This window comes from Pseudobutyrivibrio xylanivorans, assembly GCF_008935055.1.
Classification (GTDB): Bacteria; Bacillota; Clostridia; order Lachnospirales; family Lachnospiraceae; genus Pseudobutyrivibrio; species Pseudobutyrivibrio xylanivorans_A.
In genome coordinates this window covers 2,780,416-2,799,659 of record NZ_CP043028.1, presented here as the reverse complement: position 1 = coordinate 2,799,659, position 19,244 = coordinate 2,780,416, and the positions used below count along the sequence as shown (strand labels likewise).

Here is a 19,244-nt window from a genome sequence, read left to right as displayed (position 1 = left end):
TGTTGTATAAATAGCACCCTTACTTTATCACTTTGGTACTTAAAAATATACAATATAAGTGATAAATTTTCTCTTTTGTATCGAGCAAAATGTTATAATTTATTTATGTATTATGTAACAAATAACCAAAAAGAGGGGTAATGCTAATGAGCCTTAAAACATTTAAGGGTGGCGTTCATCCATACGAAGGCAAAGAATTGTCTAAGATGAAGCCAATCAAAGAGTTGAAACCACAAGGCGACCTGGTATTTCCATTGTCGCAACACATCGGTGCACCTGCAACTGCGTGTGTGAATGTGGGAGATACTGTTCTTAGAGGTCAGAAGATTGCAGAAGCTGGCGGATTTGTATCAGCTCCAATTTATTCTTCTGTTTCAGGTACAGTAAAAGCAATTGAGCCAAGGCGTGTAGCCACAGGCGATATGGTGAACTCTATCATTATTGAAAATGATGGTGCGTTCATCGAAAAGGGTTTTGAAGGTTGTTCGGATTACACCAAACTTTCAAACGAAGATATTATTAAAAAGATTCAGGAAGCTGGAATTGTAGGTATGGGTGGCGCTGGTTTCCCTACCCATGTTAAGTTATCTCCAAACAATCCTGAAAACATCGAGTTCATTATTGCAAACTGTGCAGAATGTGAACCATATCTTACATCTGATTACCGTTCAATGGTAGAAGAGCCAGATAAGCTCATTACAGGTATGAAGATTATCCTCCAGCTTTTCCCTAAGGCTAAAGGTCTTCTTGGAATCGAGGATAATAAGAGTGATGTTATCGAAAGTCTCACAGCGCTTTGTGCTGACGAGCCAAGAATTGAGGTTGTACCTCTCTTGACTAAATACCCACAGGGTGGAGAGCGTCAGCTTATTAATGCATGCACTGGCCGCGAGATTAATTCAAAGATGCTTCCAGCTGATGCTGGCTGTATTGTTGATAACGTTGCTACAATCATTGCAGTTTACAATGCAATTGTTGAAGGTAAGCCTGTTATTGACAGAGTCTTTACAGTTACTGGTGATTCTATCATGGAGCCTCGCAACTTCAGAATTTGCATCGGTACAAGTTGCAAGGAGCTTCTTGAAGCTGCCGGTGGCTATGTTAAGGAGCCTAAGAAGCTTATCTCAGGCGGTCCTATGATGGGATTTGCTCTTTTAGACGTTGATGTTCCTACCACAAAGACTACAGGTGCATTGCTAGCGCTTTCAGAGGATGAGGTTTCAATGTTTGAAACTACAGCCTGCATTAATTGCGGAAGATGCGTTGAAGCATGTCCTGAAAATCTTATTCCTGGTCGTCTTGCTAAATTTTCTGAGCATGGTGACAAAGAAAAGTTTGAGAAATGGTACGGCTTAGAGTGTATAGAGTGCGGCAGCTGCAGCTTTGCATGTCCTGCAAGACAGCCGCTTGCTCAGCAGATCAAGACCATGAAGAAGACTATTCTAGCAGACAAGAGAAAGAAGAAATAGAAATGGAGGAATTATCGTGAGCGAATTATTAAGAGTATCTTCATCTCCACATGTGAGAGCGAAGGATGATACTTCTCGTATCATGTTATACGTAATAATTGCCCTCATGCCAACTACCATCTATGGTATATTCAATTTTGGCCTCAGGGCATTATTACTAATTCTTGTATGTATTCTGACTTGCGTGCTTTCAGAGTACCTATTTGAATTAGCAACACATAAGAAAAATACAATCAAGGACCTGAGTGCAGTAGTAACAGGATTACTCCTTGCACTGAATCTGCCATATACACTTCCAGTTTGGCAGGCTGTACTTGGTTCAGTTTTTGCAATCGTTGTTGTTAAGATGTTGTTCGGTGGTATAGGACAGAATTTCATGAACCCAGCTCTTGGTGGCCGTGCATTTCTTCTTATTTCATTCGCTGGAACAATGACACATTTTGAATATGATGGTTATGCAAGCGCTACACCACTTCAGCTTTTAAAGCAGGGTGAGACAGTAAACACATTTAATATGCTTCTCGGTCGTACAGGTGGTACAATCGGTGAAACAAGTGCTCTTTTGATTTTGCTTGGAGCAATCATTCTTATACTTTTTGGAGTTATAAATCTTTGGATTCCTGGAACTTATATTTTAAGCTTTGTTCTCTTTATTTCTTTATTTGGTGGACATGGCTTTGATACAGGATACATTGTTGCTCATCTTTGCGGTGGTGGTCTTATGCTTGGTGCATTTTTCATGGCTACTGATTACGCAACATCTCCAGTTACTCCTCTTGGCAGGGTGGTATTTGGAATCTGCCTCGGTGTACTTACCGGTCTTTTCAGATTATATGGTAACAGCGCAGAGGGTGTAAGCTACGCAATTATTTTCTGTAACCTTCTTGTTCCTCTTATCGAGAGAGTTACAGTTCCTAGAGCCTTTGGCATTCCTAAGGCAAGCAAACCAAAGGAGGTGAAGGCTAATGAATAAATTAGTTAAAGACGCTTTGGTTCTTACCTGTATCACAGTTGTTGCAGGCTTCGCTCTTGGTCTTGTTTATGAGATTACAAAGACTCCAATTGCAAATGCAAAGATTGCTGCATTGCAGGAAGCTTACCAGTCAGTTTTTGCTGACGCAGCTTCTTTTGAGCCAATCGAAGATTTTGATTCAAATGCAGCTACTGAGATAGTTCAGGCAGCTGGTTACACAGATGATACTATTGATAATGTCGCAAAGGCTGTAGATGCAAGCGGAAATGTTCTTGGTTATGTAATCACAGATACAACAAAAGCTGGTTACGGCGGCTCAATCACATTTTCGATTGGTATTACTAATGATAGTGTTATCAATGGATATTCAATAACTAGCATCTCCGAGACAGCTGGTCTTGGTATGAAGGCTACAGATACCGGCGAAGGTTCATTTGCTTCACAGTTTGTAAACCGCAATGCTGAGATATTTACTGTCACAAAGACAGGTGCTTCATCTTCATCAGAGGTTGATGCAATTTCTGCAGCGACTATCACATCAAAGGCTATGACAAATGGCATCGACGCATGTGTAACCTACTTTAATTCTTTAGTAGGAGGTGCTGCAAATGAATAAGTATATTGAAAGATTATATAATGGTCTCTGGAAGGAGAATCCAACCTTCGTATTGATGCTTGGTATGTGTCCAACACTTGCTGTTACCACATCAGCAATCAATGGTATTGGTATGGGACTTTCAACAACAGTTGTTCTTGTTCTTTCGAATATGATGATTTCTGCTCTTAGAAATATCATTCCTGACAGAGTAAGAATGCCTGCATTCATTGTTGTAGTTGCTTCCTTCGTTACAATGGTACAGTTTTTAATGGAAGGCTTTACACCTTCACTTTATTCATCACTTGGAATTTACATTCCACTTATCGTTGTTAACTGTATCATCTTAGGTCGTGCAGAGAGCTACGCATCTAAGAATCCAGTAATTCCATCTATGTTCGATGGTATTGGTATGGGACTTGGTTTCACAGTTGGACTTACACTTATTGGTATGGTTCGTGAAATCCTTGGTAATGGTTCCGTATTTGGCGCTGAAATTTCTATCCTTAATGATTTCCATATCGCATTATTTGGACTTGCACCTGGTGCATTCTTCGTTCTTGGAACTCTTGTAGCAGTAATGAATGTTGTTCGTAAGAATATGGAAGCAAAGGGTAAGCCACTTCCTGCAGTTCAAGGATGCCTTGGAGGAGATTGTTCAGGCTGTACACTTTCAACTGCCTGCACCGGTAAGTCCATGACTCACCATGTAGCTGAGGTTCCACCAGTTGATCCAAAGGATGTTGCAAAGCCAACACCAGTAGCTGACCCAGTTAAGCAGACAGCAAACGCAAAGAATGAAGAGGATGTTGAAAAATCAGGTTCTGATTCTTCTTATGCTGATAACGATATTGCAGGAAAGGAGGAGAATAAATAATGAGTTACTTTACAGGATTAGTACTTTTATTAGTAGCATCTGCAATTGTAAATAACGTTGTGCTTTCTCAGTTCCTTGGTCTTTGTCCTTTCCTTGGTGTTTCAAAGAGAGTTGAAACAGCTGCAGGTATGGGCGGAGCGGTTATTTTCGTTATTACAATCGCATCTTTTGTTGCATCGCTCATTTATAAGTTTATTCTTGCGCCTACTGGTTTTGAGTACATGCAGACAATCGTTTTCATCCTTGTAATTGCAGCACTTGTTCAGTTTGTTGAGATGGTTTTAAAGAAGAATGTTCCATCATTATATAAGTCACTTGGTGTATACCTTCCACTTATTACTACAAACTGTGCAGTTCTTGGTACTGCAATCAATAATGTTACTAACAACTACGATATTCTCGAGTCTGTTATCAATGGTTTTGGCGTTGCAGTTGGTTTTACAATTGCAATCGTTATCATGGCAGGTATCAGAGAGAAAATCGAATACAACGATATCCCAGAGACCTTCAAGGGCTCAGCTATTGTTCTTATCACAGCAGGACTTATGGCTATGGCTTTCCTTGGATTCTCTGGAGTAATATAAGGAGGGCTGACAAATGAGTATAACAGGAATTTTACTGGCAGCTGTTATTGTTGGCGCTACCGGTTGTATTATTGGATTTTTCCTTTGCTTTGCATCTGAAAAGTTTAAAGTAGAGGTTGACCCGAGGGAAGAAGCTGTACTTTCAGTTCTTCCTGGAAATAACTGTGGTGGTTGTGGCTACGCTGGATGTTCTGGATTGGCTGCAGCTATTGCAAAGGGCGAGGCTCCTGTTAATCAGTGTCCTGTAGGTGGTGCTCCTGTTGCTGCAAAGGTTTCCGAGATTATGGGAGTTGCCGCAGAAGAGGGTGTTCGAAAGGTGGCCTTTGTAATGTGTAACGGAACCTGCGAGAATGCAAAGCAGCTTTATGATTACACTGGCGTTGAGGATTGTAAGGCTATGGCCTTCGTTCCTGGAGGCGGCCCAAAGGCTTGCTCTTATGGATGTATGGGTTTTGGTTCCTGCGTAAAGGCTTGTCCATTTGATGCAATTCACATCGTAGATGGAGTTGCTCTTGTAGATAAGGAAGCCTGCAAGGCCTGTGGCAAGTGTGTTGCTACTTGTCCAAACCATCTTATCGAGCTTATTCCTTACGACTTTGGACACGCTGTTCGTTGCCACAACAATGACAAGGGTAAGGATGTTATGGCTGTCTGCAAGGTTGGTTGTATTGGATGCCATAAGTGTGAGAAGGTCTGCGAGCATGACGCAATTCATGTAGAAGGCTTCTTTGCACACATCGATCAAGACAAGTGCACAAGCTGCGGTAAATGTGCCGAAGCTTGTCCTCGTAAGATAATACTTTAATAATATAAGCGACCTTTGATGTCTTTCGAAGCTCACGCCTTCTTAGATTTTAAGGTCGCTTTTTTTGTATTATTCGTAGACTTTGAGCTTTATCCAATTAAGAGATTCGAATTTTTTGAGAACACGAGCTTGCGTCAGCACTTGCACGAAATGATATTTATTGGTATGATGTAGCGGATAATAATACGGGAGAAGTGTTATGTACGGACATGATTTTACTAAAAAGAAGCGAATTATTGTAAAGGTTGGCTCTTCAACTATTACTCATGATGAAACTGGCAATATTGATTATACAAAGCTGGAACGCTTGGTGCGTCAATTGTGTGATCTTAGAGCTCAGGGCAAGGATGTTTGTCTTGTTTCTTCTGGTGCTATAGCTGTTGGCCGCTATGCGATTGGTTTAAAGGAGCGTCCTAAGGATTTAGCTACAAAGCAGGCATGTGCTTCTATTGGGCAGGCTTATCTTATGTCTGTTTATCAGAAGCTTTTCTCAGAGTACAATCAGCGCGCAGGTCAGATTCTTATGACTAAGAAGACCATGACCGACACTGAATCGAGAGAGAATGCCAGAAATACCTTCGAACAGCTCTTTGAGCTGGGTGTTATTCCAGTTGTAAATGAGAATGATACTGTAGCTACTCACGAGATTCAGTTTGGTGACAACGATTCACTTTCAGCCATCGTTGCTGCTTTAGTAAAAGCGGATGCATTAGTACTTCTTTCAGATATTGATGGTCTTTACACTGATGATCCAGGAAGCAATCCTGATGCTGAGTTTGTACCAATTGTTGAGGATATAGAAGCTGTTATGGATATGGCAAGCTCGGATAGTACATCAAATGTTGGAACGGGGGGAATGACTGCAAAGCTTCGAGCTGCTCAGATTGCAACTTATTCAGGTGCTGATATGGTTATTACTAATGGAGCCCATATTGGTAATATTCATCGTATTTTTGAAAACAAAGATAAAGGTACATTATTCACTGCTAACAAGCGTGATGATGTTCATGTAATAGATTTATTAGAGGATTAAAATGATTACAGAGAAAGATATTGCAAGAATCAACGAATTATATCACAAAAGCAAGGCTGAAGGCCTTACAGATGCCGAGAAGGAAGAGCAGGCAAAGCTTAGAAGAGCTTATATCGATGCTATCAAGGGCAATGTGAGAGCACAGCTTAACAATATTGACATTGTTGATGAAAATGGCAAGGTTGAAAACCTTGGAGAAAAATATGGAAATAAATAAAGACTTAAGATTAAAGTATAAAGAAATTAGAGATAATTTAACTGCAAAAGAAAGAATTTTATTATCAGAAAATGTGGTCTTAAATCTTACAGCTCTTTTAGAATCTGATTTTAAAGGAGCTTCTATTTTTTTATGCTTTTATCCCTTTGGAAGTGAAGTAAATCTTATTCCTTTTTACGATAAGCTTCTAAAAGAAAACAAAAGTCTTTATTTTCCTGTTTCAAATATTGATAATCACAAACTTACTTTTTATAGAATTACAGATTTAAACAAAGATTTTACAAGGGGTACTTTTGGTATCATGGAACCCAATTTATCATTATCGCAGCTAGAGGCTTTCGATAATATTATCGCCATTACCCCAGGATTAATATTTGATGAAAATTGCAATCGTTGCGGTTATGGTGCTGGATTTTACGACAGATTTTTTACTAAACATACTAATATTAAAAAAATTGGAATTGCTTTCCATCAGCAGGTTATTGATAATTTGGAAACTAAGGAATGGGATGTTCCTTTAGATTATATAGTGACTGACAATCGGCTTATTAAACGAGGTGGACTATGACATTACTTGAACTAGCAACAAAAGCCAAGGAATCAAAGTATACGGTAGCAAAGCTTTCTTCTGATGAAAAGAATGCAGCTATTCTATCAGTTGCAGATGCGCTTGAGAAACGTGCTGCTTCTATTATCACAGCTAATTCCATTGATATGGAAAATGGTATAAAAAAAGGCTTATCTCAGGGACTTCTTGACAGATTAAAACTTGATGAAGTCAGAATTAAAGGAATGGCTGATGGCCTTCGTGAAGTTGTTAAGCTTGAAGATCCTATTGGACAGATTGTTGAAGAATTCAAACGTCCAAATGGTCTTGATATTAAGAAACGATTAGTTCCTATTGGTGTTGTTGGAGTAATCTACGAGGCCAGACCAAATGTTACAGCTGATGTTTTTGGACTTTGTTTTAAGACTGGCAATGCTGTGATTTTAAAGGGTGGCAGTGATGCTATTGAATCCAACAAAGCCATTGTAAAAGTTATCAGAGATACTTTGGAATTAGGTGGCTATCCAGTTGATGCCATCACATTAATTGAGGATACCTCACGAGAGACTGCAACTGCAATGATGCGTCTTAATGGATATATAGATGTGCTTATTCCAAGAGGTAGTGCAGGTCTGATTAAATCGGTTGTTGAAAATGCATCCGTACCTGTTATTGAAACAGGTTCGGGTAACTGTCATATCTACGTAGACTACGATGCTGATATTGATATGGCGATTTCAATTATCGTAAATGCGAAGACACAGCGAATTGGAGTTTGCAATGCTGCTGAGTCACTTGTTATTCATGAGGATATTGCACCAAAGCTTCTGCCTGAGCTTAATACAGCTTTGAGAGAAAAGGGTGTTCAGATATTCGCAGACGATAAAGCTCGTAAGCTTATGGAGGGCTCCGAGGTAGCAACAGAGCAGGATTTTGGCACCGAGTATCTTGATTATATTATTTCGGTCAAAACAGTTTCTTCAGTAGAGGAAGCTATTGAACATATAAATAAATACAACACTGGTCATTCTGAGGCTATTATCACAAAGGATGATACAAGTGCAGAGAAATTCTTAAATGGAATTGATGCAGCGTGTGTCTATGTGAATGCGTCTACACGTTTCACTGATGGTTTTGAGTTTGGTTTTGGTGCAGAGATTGGCATCAGCACTCAGAAGCTTCATGCCAGGGGACCAATGGGACTTATGGCTCTTACAAGTTATAAATATACCATCTATGGGGATGGTCAAATCAGAGGTTAGAATAGGAAGTATAAATGAGTATTACAGATTTATTAAACAATGCTCCTGAACAGGAGCCTGAGCGTCAGTATTATTTTATCGCTGAAGCAAAGAAATTAGTAGAGAAGAAGGAAGCTGAGCTTGGGCGTAAGCTTACATGTTGTGTAACTACATTTGGATGTCAGATGAATGCCCGCGATTCTGAAAAGCTTCTTGGTGTTCTCAAGGAAATTGGTTATGTAGAGACTGAAAGCGAGAATGCAGATTTTGTAATTTACAATACTTGTACAGTTCGTGAAAACGCTAACAATAAGGTATACGGACATCTTGGAATTCTTCATGGCTACAAGAAAAAGAATAAAGATATGATGATAGGTCTCTGTGGCTGTATGATGCAGGAACCAACTGTTATTGAGCATCTTAAGGCTAACTACAAGTTTGTTGACCTTATTTTTGGTACTCACAATCTTTATAAGTTTGCAGAGCTTTTCACTACAGCACTTCTGAATAAGAAGGGCATGATTATCGATATTTGGAAGGATACCGACAAGATTGTTGAGAATCTTCCAATTTCTCGTAAGTATCCATTTAAATCTGGTGTAAATATCAGCTTTGGATGTAATAATTTCTGCTCGTACTGTATCGTTCCATATGTTCGTGGACGTGAGCGTTCCAGAAAGCCAGAGGATATCGTAGAGGAAATTAAGAGTCTTGTAGCTGATGGCGTTGTTGAAGTTATGCTGCTTGGTCAGAATGTAAACTCTTATGGTGTTGGACTTGAGGAGAAGGTGACTTTCGCAGAGCTTCTTAAGATGGTTAATGATATTGAAGGTCTTGAGAGAATACGTTTCATGACTCCTCATCCAAAGGATTTATCAGATGAATTAATCGAGGCTATGGCTAGCTGCGACAAGGTATGCAAGCATATGCATTTACCTCTTCAGTCAGGTAGTACAGAAATCTTAAGGAAGATGAACCGCCGTTATACAAAGGAGCACTATCTTGGACTTGTTGAGAAGCTTAGAGCACGTATTCCTGATGTGGCAATTACTACTGATATCATTGTTGGTTTCCCAGGTGAAACAGAAGAGGATTTCCTTGAGACAATGGATGTAGTAGACAAGGTTCATTATGACAGTGCATTTACATTTATTTATTCAAAGCGTACAGGAACCCCTGCAGCCGCAATGGATAATCAGGTCCCAGAGGACGTAATCAAGGATCGTTTCGACAGACTTCTTGCACTTGTTCAGAAGCACGGTCATGACAAGGTTAAGGAACTTGAGGGAACTGTTCAGAAGGTTCTTGTTGAAGATATTAACGAACAGGATTCTTCTCTTGTTTCGGGAAAGCTTGAGAACAATGTTACAGTTCATTTCCCTGGAGATAAATCTATGATTGGCAAAATTGTAGATGTTAGGTTAAACTGTTGTAAAGGGTTCTACTTTATTGGAGAACAAGTTTAACGCGAAGGGAGAATATCAATGTTCGCTTATATTAGAGGCACACTTTCTGACATTGATGATAATACAGTTATTTTAGAGAATAATGGAATTGGCTACGCATTAAGCTCATCTATGAACACAATCAGGCAGCTGCCTGCCATTGGTTCCGAGGTGAAGCTTAATATAAAGCTCATTCCAAAGGAAGATTCTCTTACTTTATATGGATTTTATGAGAAGGAGGAGCTTAAGATGTTTGAGCTTCTTCTTTCTGTTAGTGGAATTGGTCCTAAAGGAGCTTTGGCAATACTTAGTAATATGACTGTCAGTGATATTCAGTTTGCTGTAGCTGGGGGCGATTCTAAGGCGTTTGCTGCAGCACCTGGTGTTGGCAAGAAGACGGCAGAGCGAGTAATTATTGACTTAAAGGATAAGGTTGATATCATAGGTGCCTTTGAGGCAAAGATAACATCCGAATTATCTGGTGGATCTAAGAAACCTGCTCCTGTTACAACTGTTAAAGAAGAAGTATTAGAAGCTCTTGTTTCACTTGGATATTCTGCAAGCAATGCAGCTCGAGCACTTGATAAGATGACTATTACAGAGTCTACTACAACTGAACAGCTTCTTTCTGATACGTTGAAGCAGATGAGTTTCTTATAGAATGGGGAGTTTTAAGGGATAATAATGCTTACTAACAAACAAATCACATCAACAATAGCAAGTCACGAAGATCTTGTTAATGATAATGCTCTTAGACCAAAGTCTTTTGACGGCTATATCGGCCAGACTAAGGTCAAGGAGAATATGAAAATATATATTGAAGCGGCAAAGAACCGAGGAGATGCGCTTGACCATGTTCTTTTGTATGGACCTCCAGGTTTGGGAAAGACTACTCTTGCTGGAATTGTGGCAGGAGAGATGGGTTCAAATATAAAGGTTACTTCTGGTCCAGCTATCACCATTCCAGGTGAAATAGTTGCTGTTCTAATGACACTTAAGGATGGTGACATCCTCTTTATCGATGAGATTCATCGACTTTCAAAACCAGTTGAGGAAACACTTTACTCAGCTATGGAGGATTTTGCTGTAGATATTGTCATGGGTAAGGATACCACAGCACGAAGCATTCATACCAAGCTTCCACGATTTACACTTATTGGTGCAACAACAAGACCAGGACTTCTTTCTGCGCCACTTCGTGATCGTTTCGGAATTATCGGCCATATGGATTATTACACACCGGAGGAGCTTTCTACAATCGTCACAGCATCAGCTGCCAAGCTTAATGCTCCTATTGATTATGAGGGTGCATACCAGATTGCACTTCGTTCCAGAGGGACACCGCGTTTGGCAAATCGCTATTTAAAGCGTGTTCGTGATTATGCAGAGGTTAAATTCGAAGGAGAAATCACAAAGGAAGTAGCAGCGGCTACACTTGATTCTCTTGAGGTTGATACTCTAGGTCTTGATAATAACGATAGAAATATTTTACTGGCAATTATCGAACGTTTCAATGGCGGTCCAGTTGGTCTCGATAATCTTGCTGCAACTGTAGGTGAGGATTCTGGAACTATCGAGGATGTTTACGAGCCATATTTATTACAGCACGGACTAATTATCAGGACTCCTAAGGGAAGAGTTGCAACAAAGCTTGCCTATGAGCATTTTAATATGCCAGTTCCAGAAAATCTTGCGTAATTCTGTTATTTAAGCCTTGTGACTATTGTTTTTAGGGCTAAAGAACTATATAATAATACTTGAATTTCTGACGGGAGGATACGTTATGGTTTCCGAAAAAAGCGCAAAGGTGCTTATAGGCGGGAAAGTATATACGTTAAGCGGTTACGAAGAGGAGGAATATCTTCAGAAGGTAGCCAATTACATCAATTCAAAGCTTGATGAGTTTAATTCGATTGATGATTATAAGCGTATTTCGGCTGACCTTAAGGCCACATTACTAGAGCTGAATATTGCAGATGATTATTTCAAGGCTAAATCACAGGTTGAATCCCTTGAGTCAGATTTAGAAATTAGAGATAAGGAAATTTATAATCTTAAGCATGATTTGATTTCAGCTCAGTTAAAGACAGAGACCTTAGAAGAGACAATTACAAAGCTTGAGAGGGAGAACAAAGAGCTTCTTCTTCAAAAGACTAAACTTGAGGCTTCCCTAGAGGATGCGCTTCTAGGTTCATTATCAGATGATTAATCAAGAGTCCCAGTTTGGGACTCTATTATTTTTTTAGAATATTTTTTAAAGGAAGTAGTATGAATCAATTAGAATTACTATCACCAGCAGGTGATTTACAAATCTTCAAGGCTGTTGTAGATGCAGGAGCAGATGCAGTTTATTTTGGTGGAGATTTATTTGGCGCCAGAGCCTATGCCAAGAATTTCACTATTGAAGAGGCTGCTGAGGCAATAAGATATGCCCATCTTCATGGACGCAAGGCATATCTTACTGTAAATACGCTGCTTAAAAATCTTGAGATAGAATCTAAGCTGTACGACTATCTTAGAGCTTACGTTGAAAATGGTATTGATGCATTTATCGTTCAGGATTTTGGAGTTTTCAACTTTATCCGTGAATATTTTCCAAATACTCACGTGCATGTAAGCACACAGTGCAGTTTGTGTACAGGCCACGGAGCCAAGTTCTTCGAAGATTTAGGTGCAACAAGAATCGTTACTGCAAGAGAAATATCCTTTGAGGAAATTGCAGCTATTCACAAGGAATGCCCTGAATTGGAGATTGAAAGCTTTATCCACGGGGCCCTTTGCGTATGTTATTCAGGGCAGTGCCTTATGTCATCTATTCTTGGTGGCCGTTCTGGTAATCGTGGCCGTTGTGCGCAGCCTTGCCGTCTTCCATACGAGGCTTATGATGATAATGGTAAGCATCTGAATAAAAAGGGCAGTTATATTCTTTCGCCAAAGGATTTCTGTACCATAAATTACATGCCACAGATGATTGAAGCTGGAGTGATGTCTTTTAAGATTGAAGGACGAATGAAGCAGCTTAGCTATGCAACAGGTGTTGTTAGTGTTTATAGGCATTATATTGATCAATATTTATATAGGGGTGCAAAGAATTATTCCGTCACTGAAGAAGACATTCAAAAGCTTTTAGACTATGGTAATCGCAGTGGCTTTACAGATCTTTATATGACAAGACATAACGGCCCAGAAATGATTACTTTTGAGGCTCCATCACATACAAAATCCGAGTCAGAGTCAGCTGTCACCTCAAGCGCTAAAATAAAGTTGGATTGTAAAGTTAGTGCAATACTTGGTAAGGAGTTTGAAGTTCAGTTTAGTGACGAGAGTGGTCATATTGCTACTTCTAAGGGAAACGTTATTGAAGCTGCCAGCAAAAAACCTACAACCCGTGAGGACATTGAAAAGGCCGTCTCAGGACTTGGAAATACACCTTTTGAACTAAACAAGCTTTCTATAGACTACGATGATAATATTTTTCTTCCGGTTTCTGTAATAAAGAATGCCAGAAGAGCAGCTATCGATGAGCTTTTAGCACAGCTTGAAAGTGGTGATAGAGACGTTGTAATTAAGGATTTTTCTGAGCTGAATTTTAAAGGGAACATTTCGAGCTTACCTGGACTATTTGTGACTGTTTCAAATGAAGAGCAATTAAAAGCAGCAATATCCTTTGATGAGGTCAAGCGACTGGCAGTTCCATACTCATTATTTGATAAAGCTGACAAGACTTTTGATGGAGAGTTATTTATTTATCTTCCAACAGTTCTTAGAAAAGAGTATTTATCAAAGCTTAAGATTAGTCCGAAGACTGCTGGTGTAATTGCAGCTTCCTATGATGAGCTTGGCTGGCTTATTTCAAATAATTATCCGACAGAAAAAATTATTTTAGACCACAGGCTTTATACCTTCAACAATAGGAGTATCCAAGGCTTTAACAGGTTTAGTTTTGGTATGGACTGTATTCCTTATGAGCTTTCAATTAAAGAACTTAAGCATAGAGATAACAGCCGTTCTCAAATGATTATCTATAGCCGTATTCCGATGATGGTAACAGCAAACTGTACTGTAAAGAATACCTTAGGCTGTCGCAAGCAAAACGATAGAATAACAATTGTTGATCGTAAAAATGAAAATTTAATAGTTCAATGCAATTGTGATTACTGTTATAACACAATTTATAATAGCAAGCGCTTTATTGCTTTTGAACTGAAGCAGGATCTTCTTTCTCTCGGAATCAGGGAGTTCAGACTTGATTTTACTGTAGAAGATTATAGGGAAACATCTGACATTTTAAAGGCATACCAGGAGTCAATTGTTGGCGATAGACCATTTAGATTTTCAGAGGATTATACTAAAGGACATTTAAAACGAGGAGTAGAGTAGATTGGTTAGTGTAATTACATCCTTTTCAAGAATAACAATTCTTGCTTACATAATTATTTTTACTATTTGTGATTGCATATTGGTATTTGAACATCGCATTGGCGAAGCTTTCGGAAGCATTTTAACTACCATCCAATCAGTAATGATTGTTTTATTTCTCGTTAACTCGTCAGTGGTTTTGTTTTATTCCAAAGATGATGCGAGCATTTTAGTCCTTCTGACGTTACAACTTTTGTTTTTTGCAGTTTGCTCCATTGTGCTAAATGCTTTGACTGTTCCAGCATCTAAAGCTTTGCTAAATAATATTTTTTTGATGCTTTCATTTAGTTACGTAATGCTTGAAAGATTAAAGATGGCAAGAGCTATAAGGCAATTCGTATTTACGATAATCGCCCTGGCTGTGGGCTGTCTGGTTATTTATATTTTGAGAAGAATTACAAGCATTAATAAATACATGCTTATTTTTGCTATTGTTGGCATACTTTCACTGCTGGCCGTCAGTCTGGTTGGTACAACAGAATATGGTGCAAAGTTATCCTTATCATTTGGGGCTGTTAGCATACAACCAAGTGAATTTGTTAAGCTTTCCTACCTGTTTTTCATCAGTGGCTGCATTGTTACCTGGAAGGATTTCAGAGGCTTTTTAATAGCGGGAATCGGAGCAGCTCTTCATATTCTTGTGCTTGTATATTCAAAGGATTTAGGAACAGCATTAATATTTCTTGTCACTTATGTATTTTTGATTTTTATAGCCTACAAGAATTATGTTGTTCTAATTATGGAGTTGGGGATTGCAACCATTGGTGGAATCTTAGCCTATAGCATGTTTCCACATATCAGAACTCGATTTTTGGCCTGGTCGGATCCATTATCTGTAATTGACAATCAAGGCTATCAGATATCTCAGTCTTTATTTGCGATTGGTACAGGAAGCTGGCTTGGTTCTGGACTGAATAACGGTCTTCCAAACAAGATACCTGTAGTTGTTAAAGATTTTATTTTTGCGGCCATTTCAGAGGAAATGGGTGCGGTTGTGGCTATATGCCTTATCCTTATTTATATGTGCACAGTTATTATGATTTTTAATATTTCATTTAACAGCACTTATAGTTTTTATATGCTTGTTAACAGCGGATTTGCCATTATTTTTGCTATTCAAACCATTTTGAATATTGGTGGTGTTATCAAATTTATACCATCCACCGGTGTAACACTTCCATTCATAAGCTATGGTGGAAGCTCCTTGTTATCAATGTTTATTGGTTCGCTTATAGCAGAATGCTCTGAAGAATTATGGCAGCTGCCAGTTATCCGCCGTAGAAAGTAGAGGAGTAATGACTAGAAATAATTCGCATAAAAACTCTATAAGAAAAGAAATATATGTTATCGCTGGTATTTTTGCCATCGTTTTTCTTGGAATGATTTTTTATCTTATTTCATTTTTGAAGAATGATTCTAAAGAATTTATTTATAATTCATATAATGCAAGATTTTCTGTATTTGCAGATGATGTTACAAGAGGAAATATCTATACAGAAGATGGGCACGTAATGGCCAAAACCACTAAGGATGACGAGGGCAAAGAGGTTCGTGTTTACCCTGACGAGAGACTGTTTTGTCATTCTGTGGGTTATGTTGGCAAGGGAATGGCTGGACTTGAAGCCAGATACTCATTTGATTTACTAAAATCTCATATAACTCTAAAGGATCAGATTAATAATAGTCTTACAGGTGTAAAAAGTCAGGGAGACAGTCTTTATACCACTTTTGATTACGACACCCAAAAAGCTGCTTTTGAGGGTCTGGGGCTATTTGATGGAGCTGTAATTGCTATTGAACCGGATACAGGAAAGATTATATCCATGGTTTCAAAGCCTGATTATAATCCTAATACTATTGCAGAGTATTGGGATGATATTAATGATGAGGAAAATAACAGTTCGGTTCTTCTAAATCGAGCTACAAATGGCTCATATCCACCGGGTTCTACCTTTAAAATAATAACAACCCTGGCCTATTTAAGAGAACATAGTGGTGATCCAAGTTTTTCTTTTGATTGTAAGGGAAGTATTGATGTTTCTGACTATACAATACATTGCAGTAGCAATAAGAAACACGGAAGTGAAGATTTACTAAAAGCTTTTTCAAATTCCTGCAATAGTGCCTATGCCTACATGGGTATAAATCTGGATAGAGACAAATTTATCAAAACAGCTGAGGATTTACTCTTTAACAAGGAACTTCCTACTTTACTTGACTCTACCAAAAAATCTGCATTTAAAATTGATGGTGATACAAAAGAAAGTATTGTTGCTCAGACTGCAATTGGTCAGGGAGCTACTTCAGTTTCACCACTTCATATGGCTATGATTGTTTCAGCAATTGCAAATGATGGTATAATTATGGAACCATATATTGCAGACAAAATTATCAGTGAGGATGGAGAAATAGTATCTCAAACGGAACCGGTTAGCTTTGGGCGGCTTATATCTCAAAGCGAAGTGGATTTGCTTAATGATTATATGGAAGCTGTTGTCATGGATGGAACTGCTGATAGCGTCGATTTTGGAGATTTAAAGGTCTACGGCAAAACAGGCACAGCAGAGTATTCTAACAACAAAAAGCTCACCCATTCATGGTTTGTAGGTTATGCAACGGATAACAATGGTAAAAAGCTAGCTATTGCTGTAATTATGGAAGGAGCGGGCTATGGAAGTAAGTATGCGGCGCCCCTTGCAGCCAAGGTTTTCAACGCTTATTTCGAAAAATAATTAATTTCATGATTTATTTAAGAAAAAATCATTGCATTTTATAAATTGCTTTGCTATAATCCATTTGTTGCGTTAAGTCGCACACTTGGTTTTTGAAATATTTTACAAGGAGGTGCAATCATGGCAAAATGTGCAGTTTGTGGAAAAGGCGCTCATTTCGGTAACAATGTGAGCCATTCTCATAGAAGATCCAATCATATGTGGAAGTCTAATGTGAAGTCCGTTAAGTGTAATGTGAATGGAACACCTAAGAAGTTATATGTATGTACTTCTTGTTTACGTTCTGGCAAGGTTGAGCGTGCTTAATCTTACACGATATTGTGAAAGTCACTCGAAAGGGTGACTTTTATTTTTGCACTAATTAGTGTATAATCTTTTATCATGAAAAAATATGCGAATTTGGAGGTAGGTTATGCAAGGTCAAATGGAAACAGCACTTGGTAAAATCGTTATCGACACAGATGTTATTGCAACCTATGCTGGATCAGTTGCGGTTGAATGCTTCGGCATTGTTGGAATGGCAGCTGTAAATATGAAGGATGGCTTAGTAAAGCTACTTAAGAAAGACTACCTTAATCATGGTATTAGTGTAGATATAAATGAGAACAATGCAATTTCTTTAGATTTTCATGTTATTGTTTCATACGGTGTCAGCATTGAGGCTGTTGCAGAAAACCTTATAGAAACAGTAAAATACAAGGTATCGTCTTTTACTGGATTAACTGTTGATACAATCAATATCTACGTCGAAGGCGTTAGGGTTATTGACTAAGGAGGAAATATTAAGTGGAGATCCAAACAATCGATGCGTCTTTGTTAGCAAAGATGTTTCTTTCAGGAGCTAAGAATCTCGAGGCTAAGAAAGAATGGATTAATGAATTAAACGTATTCCCTGTACCAGATGGTGATACAGGTACAAATATGTGTATGACTATTATGTCAGCAGCCAATGCTGTTGCGGAGCTTGAAAATGCAGATATGAAGACAGTTGCTAAGGCAATTTCTTCTGGTTCACTTAGAGGTGCAAGAGGTAACTCTGGTGTTATTTTATCTCAGCTCTTCAGAGGTCTTACAAAGGTCATGGGAGCGCATGACGAGGTTACTGTTGAGATTTTAAGTGAGGCATTTGAGAAGGCTGTCCAGACAGCTTACAAGGCAGTTATGCAGCCAAAGGAAGGAACAATCCTTACTGTAGCTCGCGGCGCTGCTGATAAGGCAGTTGAAATGGCTGGCAAGACTGATGATATCGTTGAGTTTGCAGAGGCTGTTATCGCCGAGGCAGAGGCAGTTCTTGCAAAAACTCCAGATATGCTTCCTGTTTTAAAGCAGGCTGGTGTTGTAGATTCAGGCGGACAGGGACTTGTTTGCGTACTTCAGGGTGCGTATGATGCACTTGTTGGCAAGGAAGTTGATTATACTGCATTTGCTGCAGAGGCTCCTGCTAAGGCAGCTGAAAAGACAAAGACTACTGTTGAATTTGTTATTGAAAGCGATAAGCCACTTGCTTCTTATCAGCTTAAGGAACTTAAAGCAAAGATAGAAGCGCTTTCACTTGGAGATATTGTTGACTTAAAGATTGGTGATGAGACTTCATCTTCTTCAAAGAAGGAAGATGCTCCTGCAAAGGCAGAGCCAGCTGAGCCAGCGAAGGAGATGGGTTTTGTTTCTATTGCTACAGGTGATGGACTTACATCTATCTTTACAGAGCTTGGTTGTGACTACATGATTCCAGGTGGTCAGACAATGAACCCAAGTACTGATGATATCCTTAGTGCAGTTGAAAAGGTTAATGCAAAGACAGTTTTTGTTTTACCTAATAATAAAAATATTATTCTTGCTGCAAACCAGGCAGCTGCTATCTGTGAGGAGAAGAAGGTTGTAGTTATCCCTACAAAGACTATCCCACAGGGTATCACAGCTCTTATTTCCTTTGATCCAGACGCAAGCGTCGAGGACAATGAGTCAAACATGACTGAGGAAATCAAGAATGTTAAGACTGGTCAGGTTACATATGCCGTTCGTGATACAGTTATCGATGATAAGGAAATCACAAAGGGCGACTGGATGGGTATGGCAGATACAGGACTTCTTTCTGTAAATGCTGATATTTCTGTTGCTTTCAAAGAGATGATTGATCAGATGGTTACCGAGGATTCTGCTGTTGTTTCAATTTATTGGGGCGAAGGCAGTGACCAGGAAAAGGCTGAAGCTCTCGGAAAGGCTGTAGAGGAGAAATATCCAGACCTTGAAATTGAAATCTCTGAGGGCGGCCAGGCAGTTTACGCATACATCGTTTCAGTGGAGTAA

20 protein-coding genes are annotated in these 19,244 nt (G+C 39.0%); all 20 read left to right on the top strand.

Features of this window, described 5'->3' with window-relative positions; all coding sequences use genetic code 11:
* Nucleotides 1–146 precede the first annotated feature (146 nt).
* The gene (rsxC, locus tag FXF36_RS12695) at nucleotides 147–1,469 is read left to right on the top strand and encodes an electron transport complex subunit RsxC (protein ID WP_151624649.1); all 1,323 of its coding nucleotides are present in this window, start codon (nucleotides 147–149) and stop codon (nucleotides 1,467–1,469) included.
* Between the two features lie 16 nt (nucleotides 1,470–1,485).
* Nucleotides 1,486–2,442 carry an RnfABCDGE type electron transport complex subunit D gene (locus FXF36_RS12690; protein ID WP_151624647.1) on the top strand — a complete coding sequence of 319 codons (957 nt, stop codon included), beginning with the start codon at nucleotides 1,486–1,488 and terminating at the stop codon, nucleotides 2,440–2,442.
* Nucleotides 2,435–3,058, top strand: coding sequence for an RnfABCDGE type electron transport complex subunit G (locus tag FXF36_RS12685; protein WP_151624645.1), 624 nt, complete (start codon nucleotides 2,435–2,437; stop codon nucleotides 3,056–3,058). The genes FXF36_RS12690 and FXF36_RS12685 overlap by 8 nt, the downstream gene beginning before the upstream one ends.
* Entirely contained in the window at nucleotides 3,051–3,914 is an 864-nt protein-coding gene (gene rsxE, locus FXF36_RS12680) for an electron transport complex subunit RsxE (RefSeq protein ID WP_151624643.1), read from the top strand. The genes FXF36_RS12685 and rsxE overlap by 8 nt, the downstream gene beginning before the upstream one ends.
* Nucleotides 3,914–4,498: an electron transport complex subunit RsxA gene (gene rsxA, locus FXF36_RS12675; protein ID WP_151624641.1), complete on the top strand. Its 585-nt coding sequence runs from the start codon at nucleotides 3,914–3,916 to the stop codon at nucleotides 4,496–4,498. The genes rsxE and rsxA overlap by 1 nt, the downstream gene beginning before the upstream one ends.
* A gap of 13 nt (nucleotides 4,499–4,511) precedes the next feature.
* Nucleotides 4,512–5,303, top strand: a complete 792-nt coding sequence (locus FXF36_RS12670) for an RnfABCDGE type electron transport complex subunit B (protein WP_151624639.1) — start codon at nucleotides 4,512–4,514, stop codon at nucleotides 5,301–5,303.
* A gap of 199 nt (nucleotides 5,304–5,502) precedes the next feature.
* Nucleotides 5,503–6,336 (top strand): glutamate 5-kinase, encoded by an 834-nt coding sequence (gene proB / locus FXF36_RS12665; RefSeq protein WP_151624637.1) that lies wholly within the window; start codon nucleotides 5,503–5,505, stop codon nucleotides 6,334–6,336.
* Between the two features lies 1 nt (nucleotide 6,337).
* Nucleotides 6,338–6,553, top strand: a complete 216-nt coding sequence (locus FXF36_RS12660) for a DUF896 domain-containing protein (RefSeq protein ID WP_243143510.1) — start codon at nucleotides 6,338–6,340, stop codon at nucleotides 6,551–6,553.
* On the top strand, nucleotides 6,540–7,121 hold the full coding sequence (locus FXF36_RS12655) for a 5-formyltetrahydrofolate cyclo-ligase (protein ID WP_167511384.1): 582 nt from the start codon (nucleotides 6,540–6,542) through the stop codon (nucleotides 7,119–7,121). The genes FXF36_RS12660 and FXF36_RS12655 overlap by 14 nt, the downstream gene beginning before the upstream one ends.
* Nucleotides 7,118–8,362 (top strand): glutamate-5-semialdehyde dehydrogenase, encoded by a 1,245-nt coding sequence (locus tag FXF36_RS12650; protein WP_151624633.1) that lies wholly within the window; start codon nucleotides 7,118–7,120, stop codon nucleotides 8,360–8,362. The genes FXF36_RS12655 and FXF36_RS12650 overlap by 4 nt, the downstream gene beginning before the upstream one ends.
* 14 nt (nucleotides 8,363–8,376) lie before the next feature.
* Entirely contained in the window at nucleotides 8,377–9,807 is a 1,431-nt protein-coding gene (miaB, locus tag FXF36_RS12645) for a tRNA (N6-isopentenyl adenosine(37)-C2)-methylthiotransferase MiaB (protein ID WP_151624631.1), read from the top strand.
* A gap of 18 nt (nucleotides 9,808–9,825) precedes the next feature.
* A complete protein-coding gene (gene ruvA / locus FXF36_RS12640) occupies nucleotides 9,826–10,446 on the top strand; it encodes a Holliday junction branch migration protein RuvA (protein WP_151624629.1) in 621 nt (206 codons plus the stop codon).
* A 24-nt stretch (nucleotides 10,447–10,470) separates the two neighbouring features.
* On the top strand, nucleotides 10,471–11,484 hold the full coding sequence (gene ruvB / locus FXF36_RS12635; RefSeq protein ID WP_151624627.1) for a Holliday junction branch migration DNA helicase RuvB: 1,014 nt from the start codon (nucleotides 10,471–10,473) through the stop codon (nucleotides 11,482–11,484).
* An 85-nt stretch (nucleotides 11,485–11,569) separates the two neighbouring features.
* Nucleotides 11,570–11,995 (top strand): cell division protein ZapA, encoded by a 426-nt coding sequence (locus tag FXF36_RS12630; RefSeq protein WP_151624625.1) that lies wholly within the window; start codon nucleotides 11,570–11,572, stop codon nucleotides 11,993–11,995.
* A gap of 59 nt (nucleotides 11,996–12,054) precedes the next feature.
* Nucleotides 12,055–14,166 (top strand): peptidase U32 family protein, encoded by a 2,112-nt coding sequence (locus FXF36_RS12625; protein WP_151624623.1) that lies wholly within the window; start codon nucleotides 12,055–12,057, stop codon nucleotides 14,164–14,166.
* A gap of 313 nt (nucleotides 14,167–14,479) precedes the next feature.
* Nucleotides 14,480–15,493: an FtsW/RodA/SpoVE family cell cycle protein gene (locus FXF36_RS12620; protein WP_167511383.1), complete on the top strand. Its 1,014-nt coding sequence runs from the start codon at nucleotides 14,480–14,482 to the stop codon at nucleotides 15,491–15,493.
* 7 nt (nucleotides 15,494–15,500) lie between these two features.
* Complete coding sequence (locus tag FXF36_RS12615; protein WP_151624619.1) at nucleotides 15,501–16,937, top strand: peptidoglycan D,D-transpeptidase FtsI family protein; 1,437 nt, start codon at nucleotides 15,501–15,503, stop codon at nucleotides 16,935–16,937.
* 120 nt (nucleotides 16,938–17,057) lie between these two features.
* Nucleotides 17,058–17,243, top strand: a complete 186-nt coding sequence (rpmB, locus tag FXF36_RS12610) for a 50S ribosomal protein L28 (RefSeq protein ID WP_015549663.1) — start codon at nucleotides 17,058–17,060, stop codon at nucleotides 17,241–17,243.
* A gap of 106 nt (nucleotides 17,244–17,349) precedes the next feature.
* Nucleotides 17,350–17,709 carry an Asp23/Gls24 family envelope stress response protein gene (locus FXF36_RS12605; protein WP_151624617.1) on the top strand — a complete coding sequence of 120 codons (360 nt, stop codon included), beginning with the start codon at nucleotides 17,350–17,352 and terminating at the stop codon, nucleotides 17,707–17,709.
* A 14-nt stretch (nucleotides 17,710–17,723) separates the two neighbouring features.
* Nucleotides 17,724–19,244: a DAK2 domain-containing protein gene (locus tag FXF36_RS12600; protein WP_151624615.1), complete on the top strand. Its 1,521-nt coding sequence runs from the start codon at nucleotides 17,724–17,726 to the stop codon at nucleotides 19,242–19,244.

Coding starts and splice junctions, on each gene's coding strand:
- rsxC (WP_151624649.1), top strand. CDS start 147: ATGAGCCTTAAAACATTTAAGGGTGGCGTTCATCCATACGAAGGCAAA.
- FXF36_RS12685 (WP_151624645.1), top strand. CDS start 2,435: ATGAATAAATTAGTTAAAGACGCTTTGGTTCTTACCTGTATCACAGTT.
- rsxE (WP_151624643.1), top strand. CDS start 3,051: ATGAATAAGTATATTGAAAGATTATATAATGGTCTCTGGAAGGAGAAT.
- rsxA (WP_151624641.1), top strand. CDS start 3,914: ATGAGTTACTTTACAGGATTAGTACTTTTATTAGTAGCATCTGCAATT.
- FXF36_RS12670 (WP_151624639.1), top strand. CDS start 4,512: ATGAGTATAACAGGAATTTTACTGGCAGCTGTTATTGTTGGCGCTACC.
- proB (WP_151624637.1), top strand. CDS start 5,503: ATGTACGGACATGATTTTACTAAAAAGAAGCGAATTATTGTAAAGGTT.
- FXF36_RS12660 (WP_243143510.1), top strand. CDS start 6,338: ATGATTACAGAGAAAGATATTGCAAGAATCAACGAATTATATCACAAA.
- FXF36_RS12655 (WP_167511384.1), top strand. CDS start 6,540: ATGGAAATAAATAAAGACTTAAGATTAAAGTATAAAGAAATTAGAGAT.
- FXF36_RS12650 (WP_151624633.1), top strand. CDS start 7,118: ATGACATTACTTGAACTAGCAACAAAAGCCAAGGAATCAAAGTATACG.
- miaB (WP_151624631.1), top strand. CDS start 8,377: ATGAGTATTACAGATTTATTAAACAATGCTCCTGAACAGGAGCCTGAG.
- ruvA (WP_151624629.1), top strand. CDS start 9,826: ATGTTCGCTTATATTAGAGGCACACTTTCTGACATTGATGATAATACA.
- ruvB (WP_151624627.1), top strand. CDS start 10,471: ATGCTTACTAACAAACAAATCACATCAACAATAGCAAGTCACGAAGAT.
- FXF36_RS12630 (WP_151624625.1), top strand. CDS start 11,570: ATGGTTTCCGAAAAAAGCGCAAAGGTGCTTATAGGCGGGAAAGTATAT.
- FXF36_RS12625 (WP_151624623.1), top strand. CDS start 12,055: ATGAATCAATTAGAATTACTATCACCAGCAGGTGATTTACAAATCTTC.
- FXF36_RS12620 (WP_167511383.1), top strand. CDS start 14,480: ATGCTTTCATTTAGTTACGTAATGCTTGAAAGATTAAAGATGGCAAGA.
- FXF36_RS12615 (WP_151624619.1), top strand. CDS start 15,501: ATGACTAGAAATAATTCGCATAAAAACTCTATAAGAAAAGAAATATAT.
- rpmB (WP_015549663.1), top strand. CDS start 17,058: ATGGCAAAATGTGCAGTTTGTGGAAAAGGCGCTCATTTCGGTAACAAT.
- FXF36_RS12605 (WP_151624617.1), top strand. CDS start 17,350: ATGCAAGGTCAAATGGAAACAGCACTTGGTAAAATCGTTATCGACACA.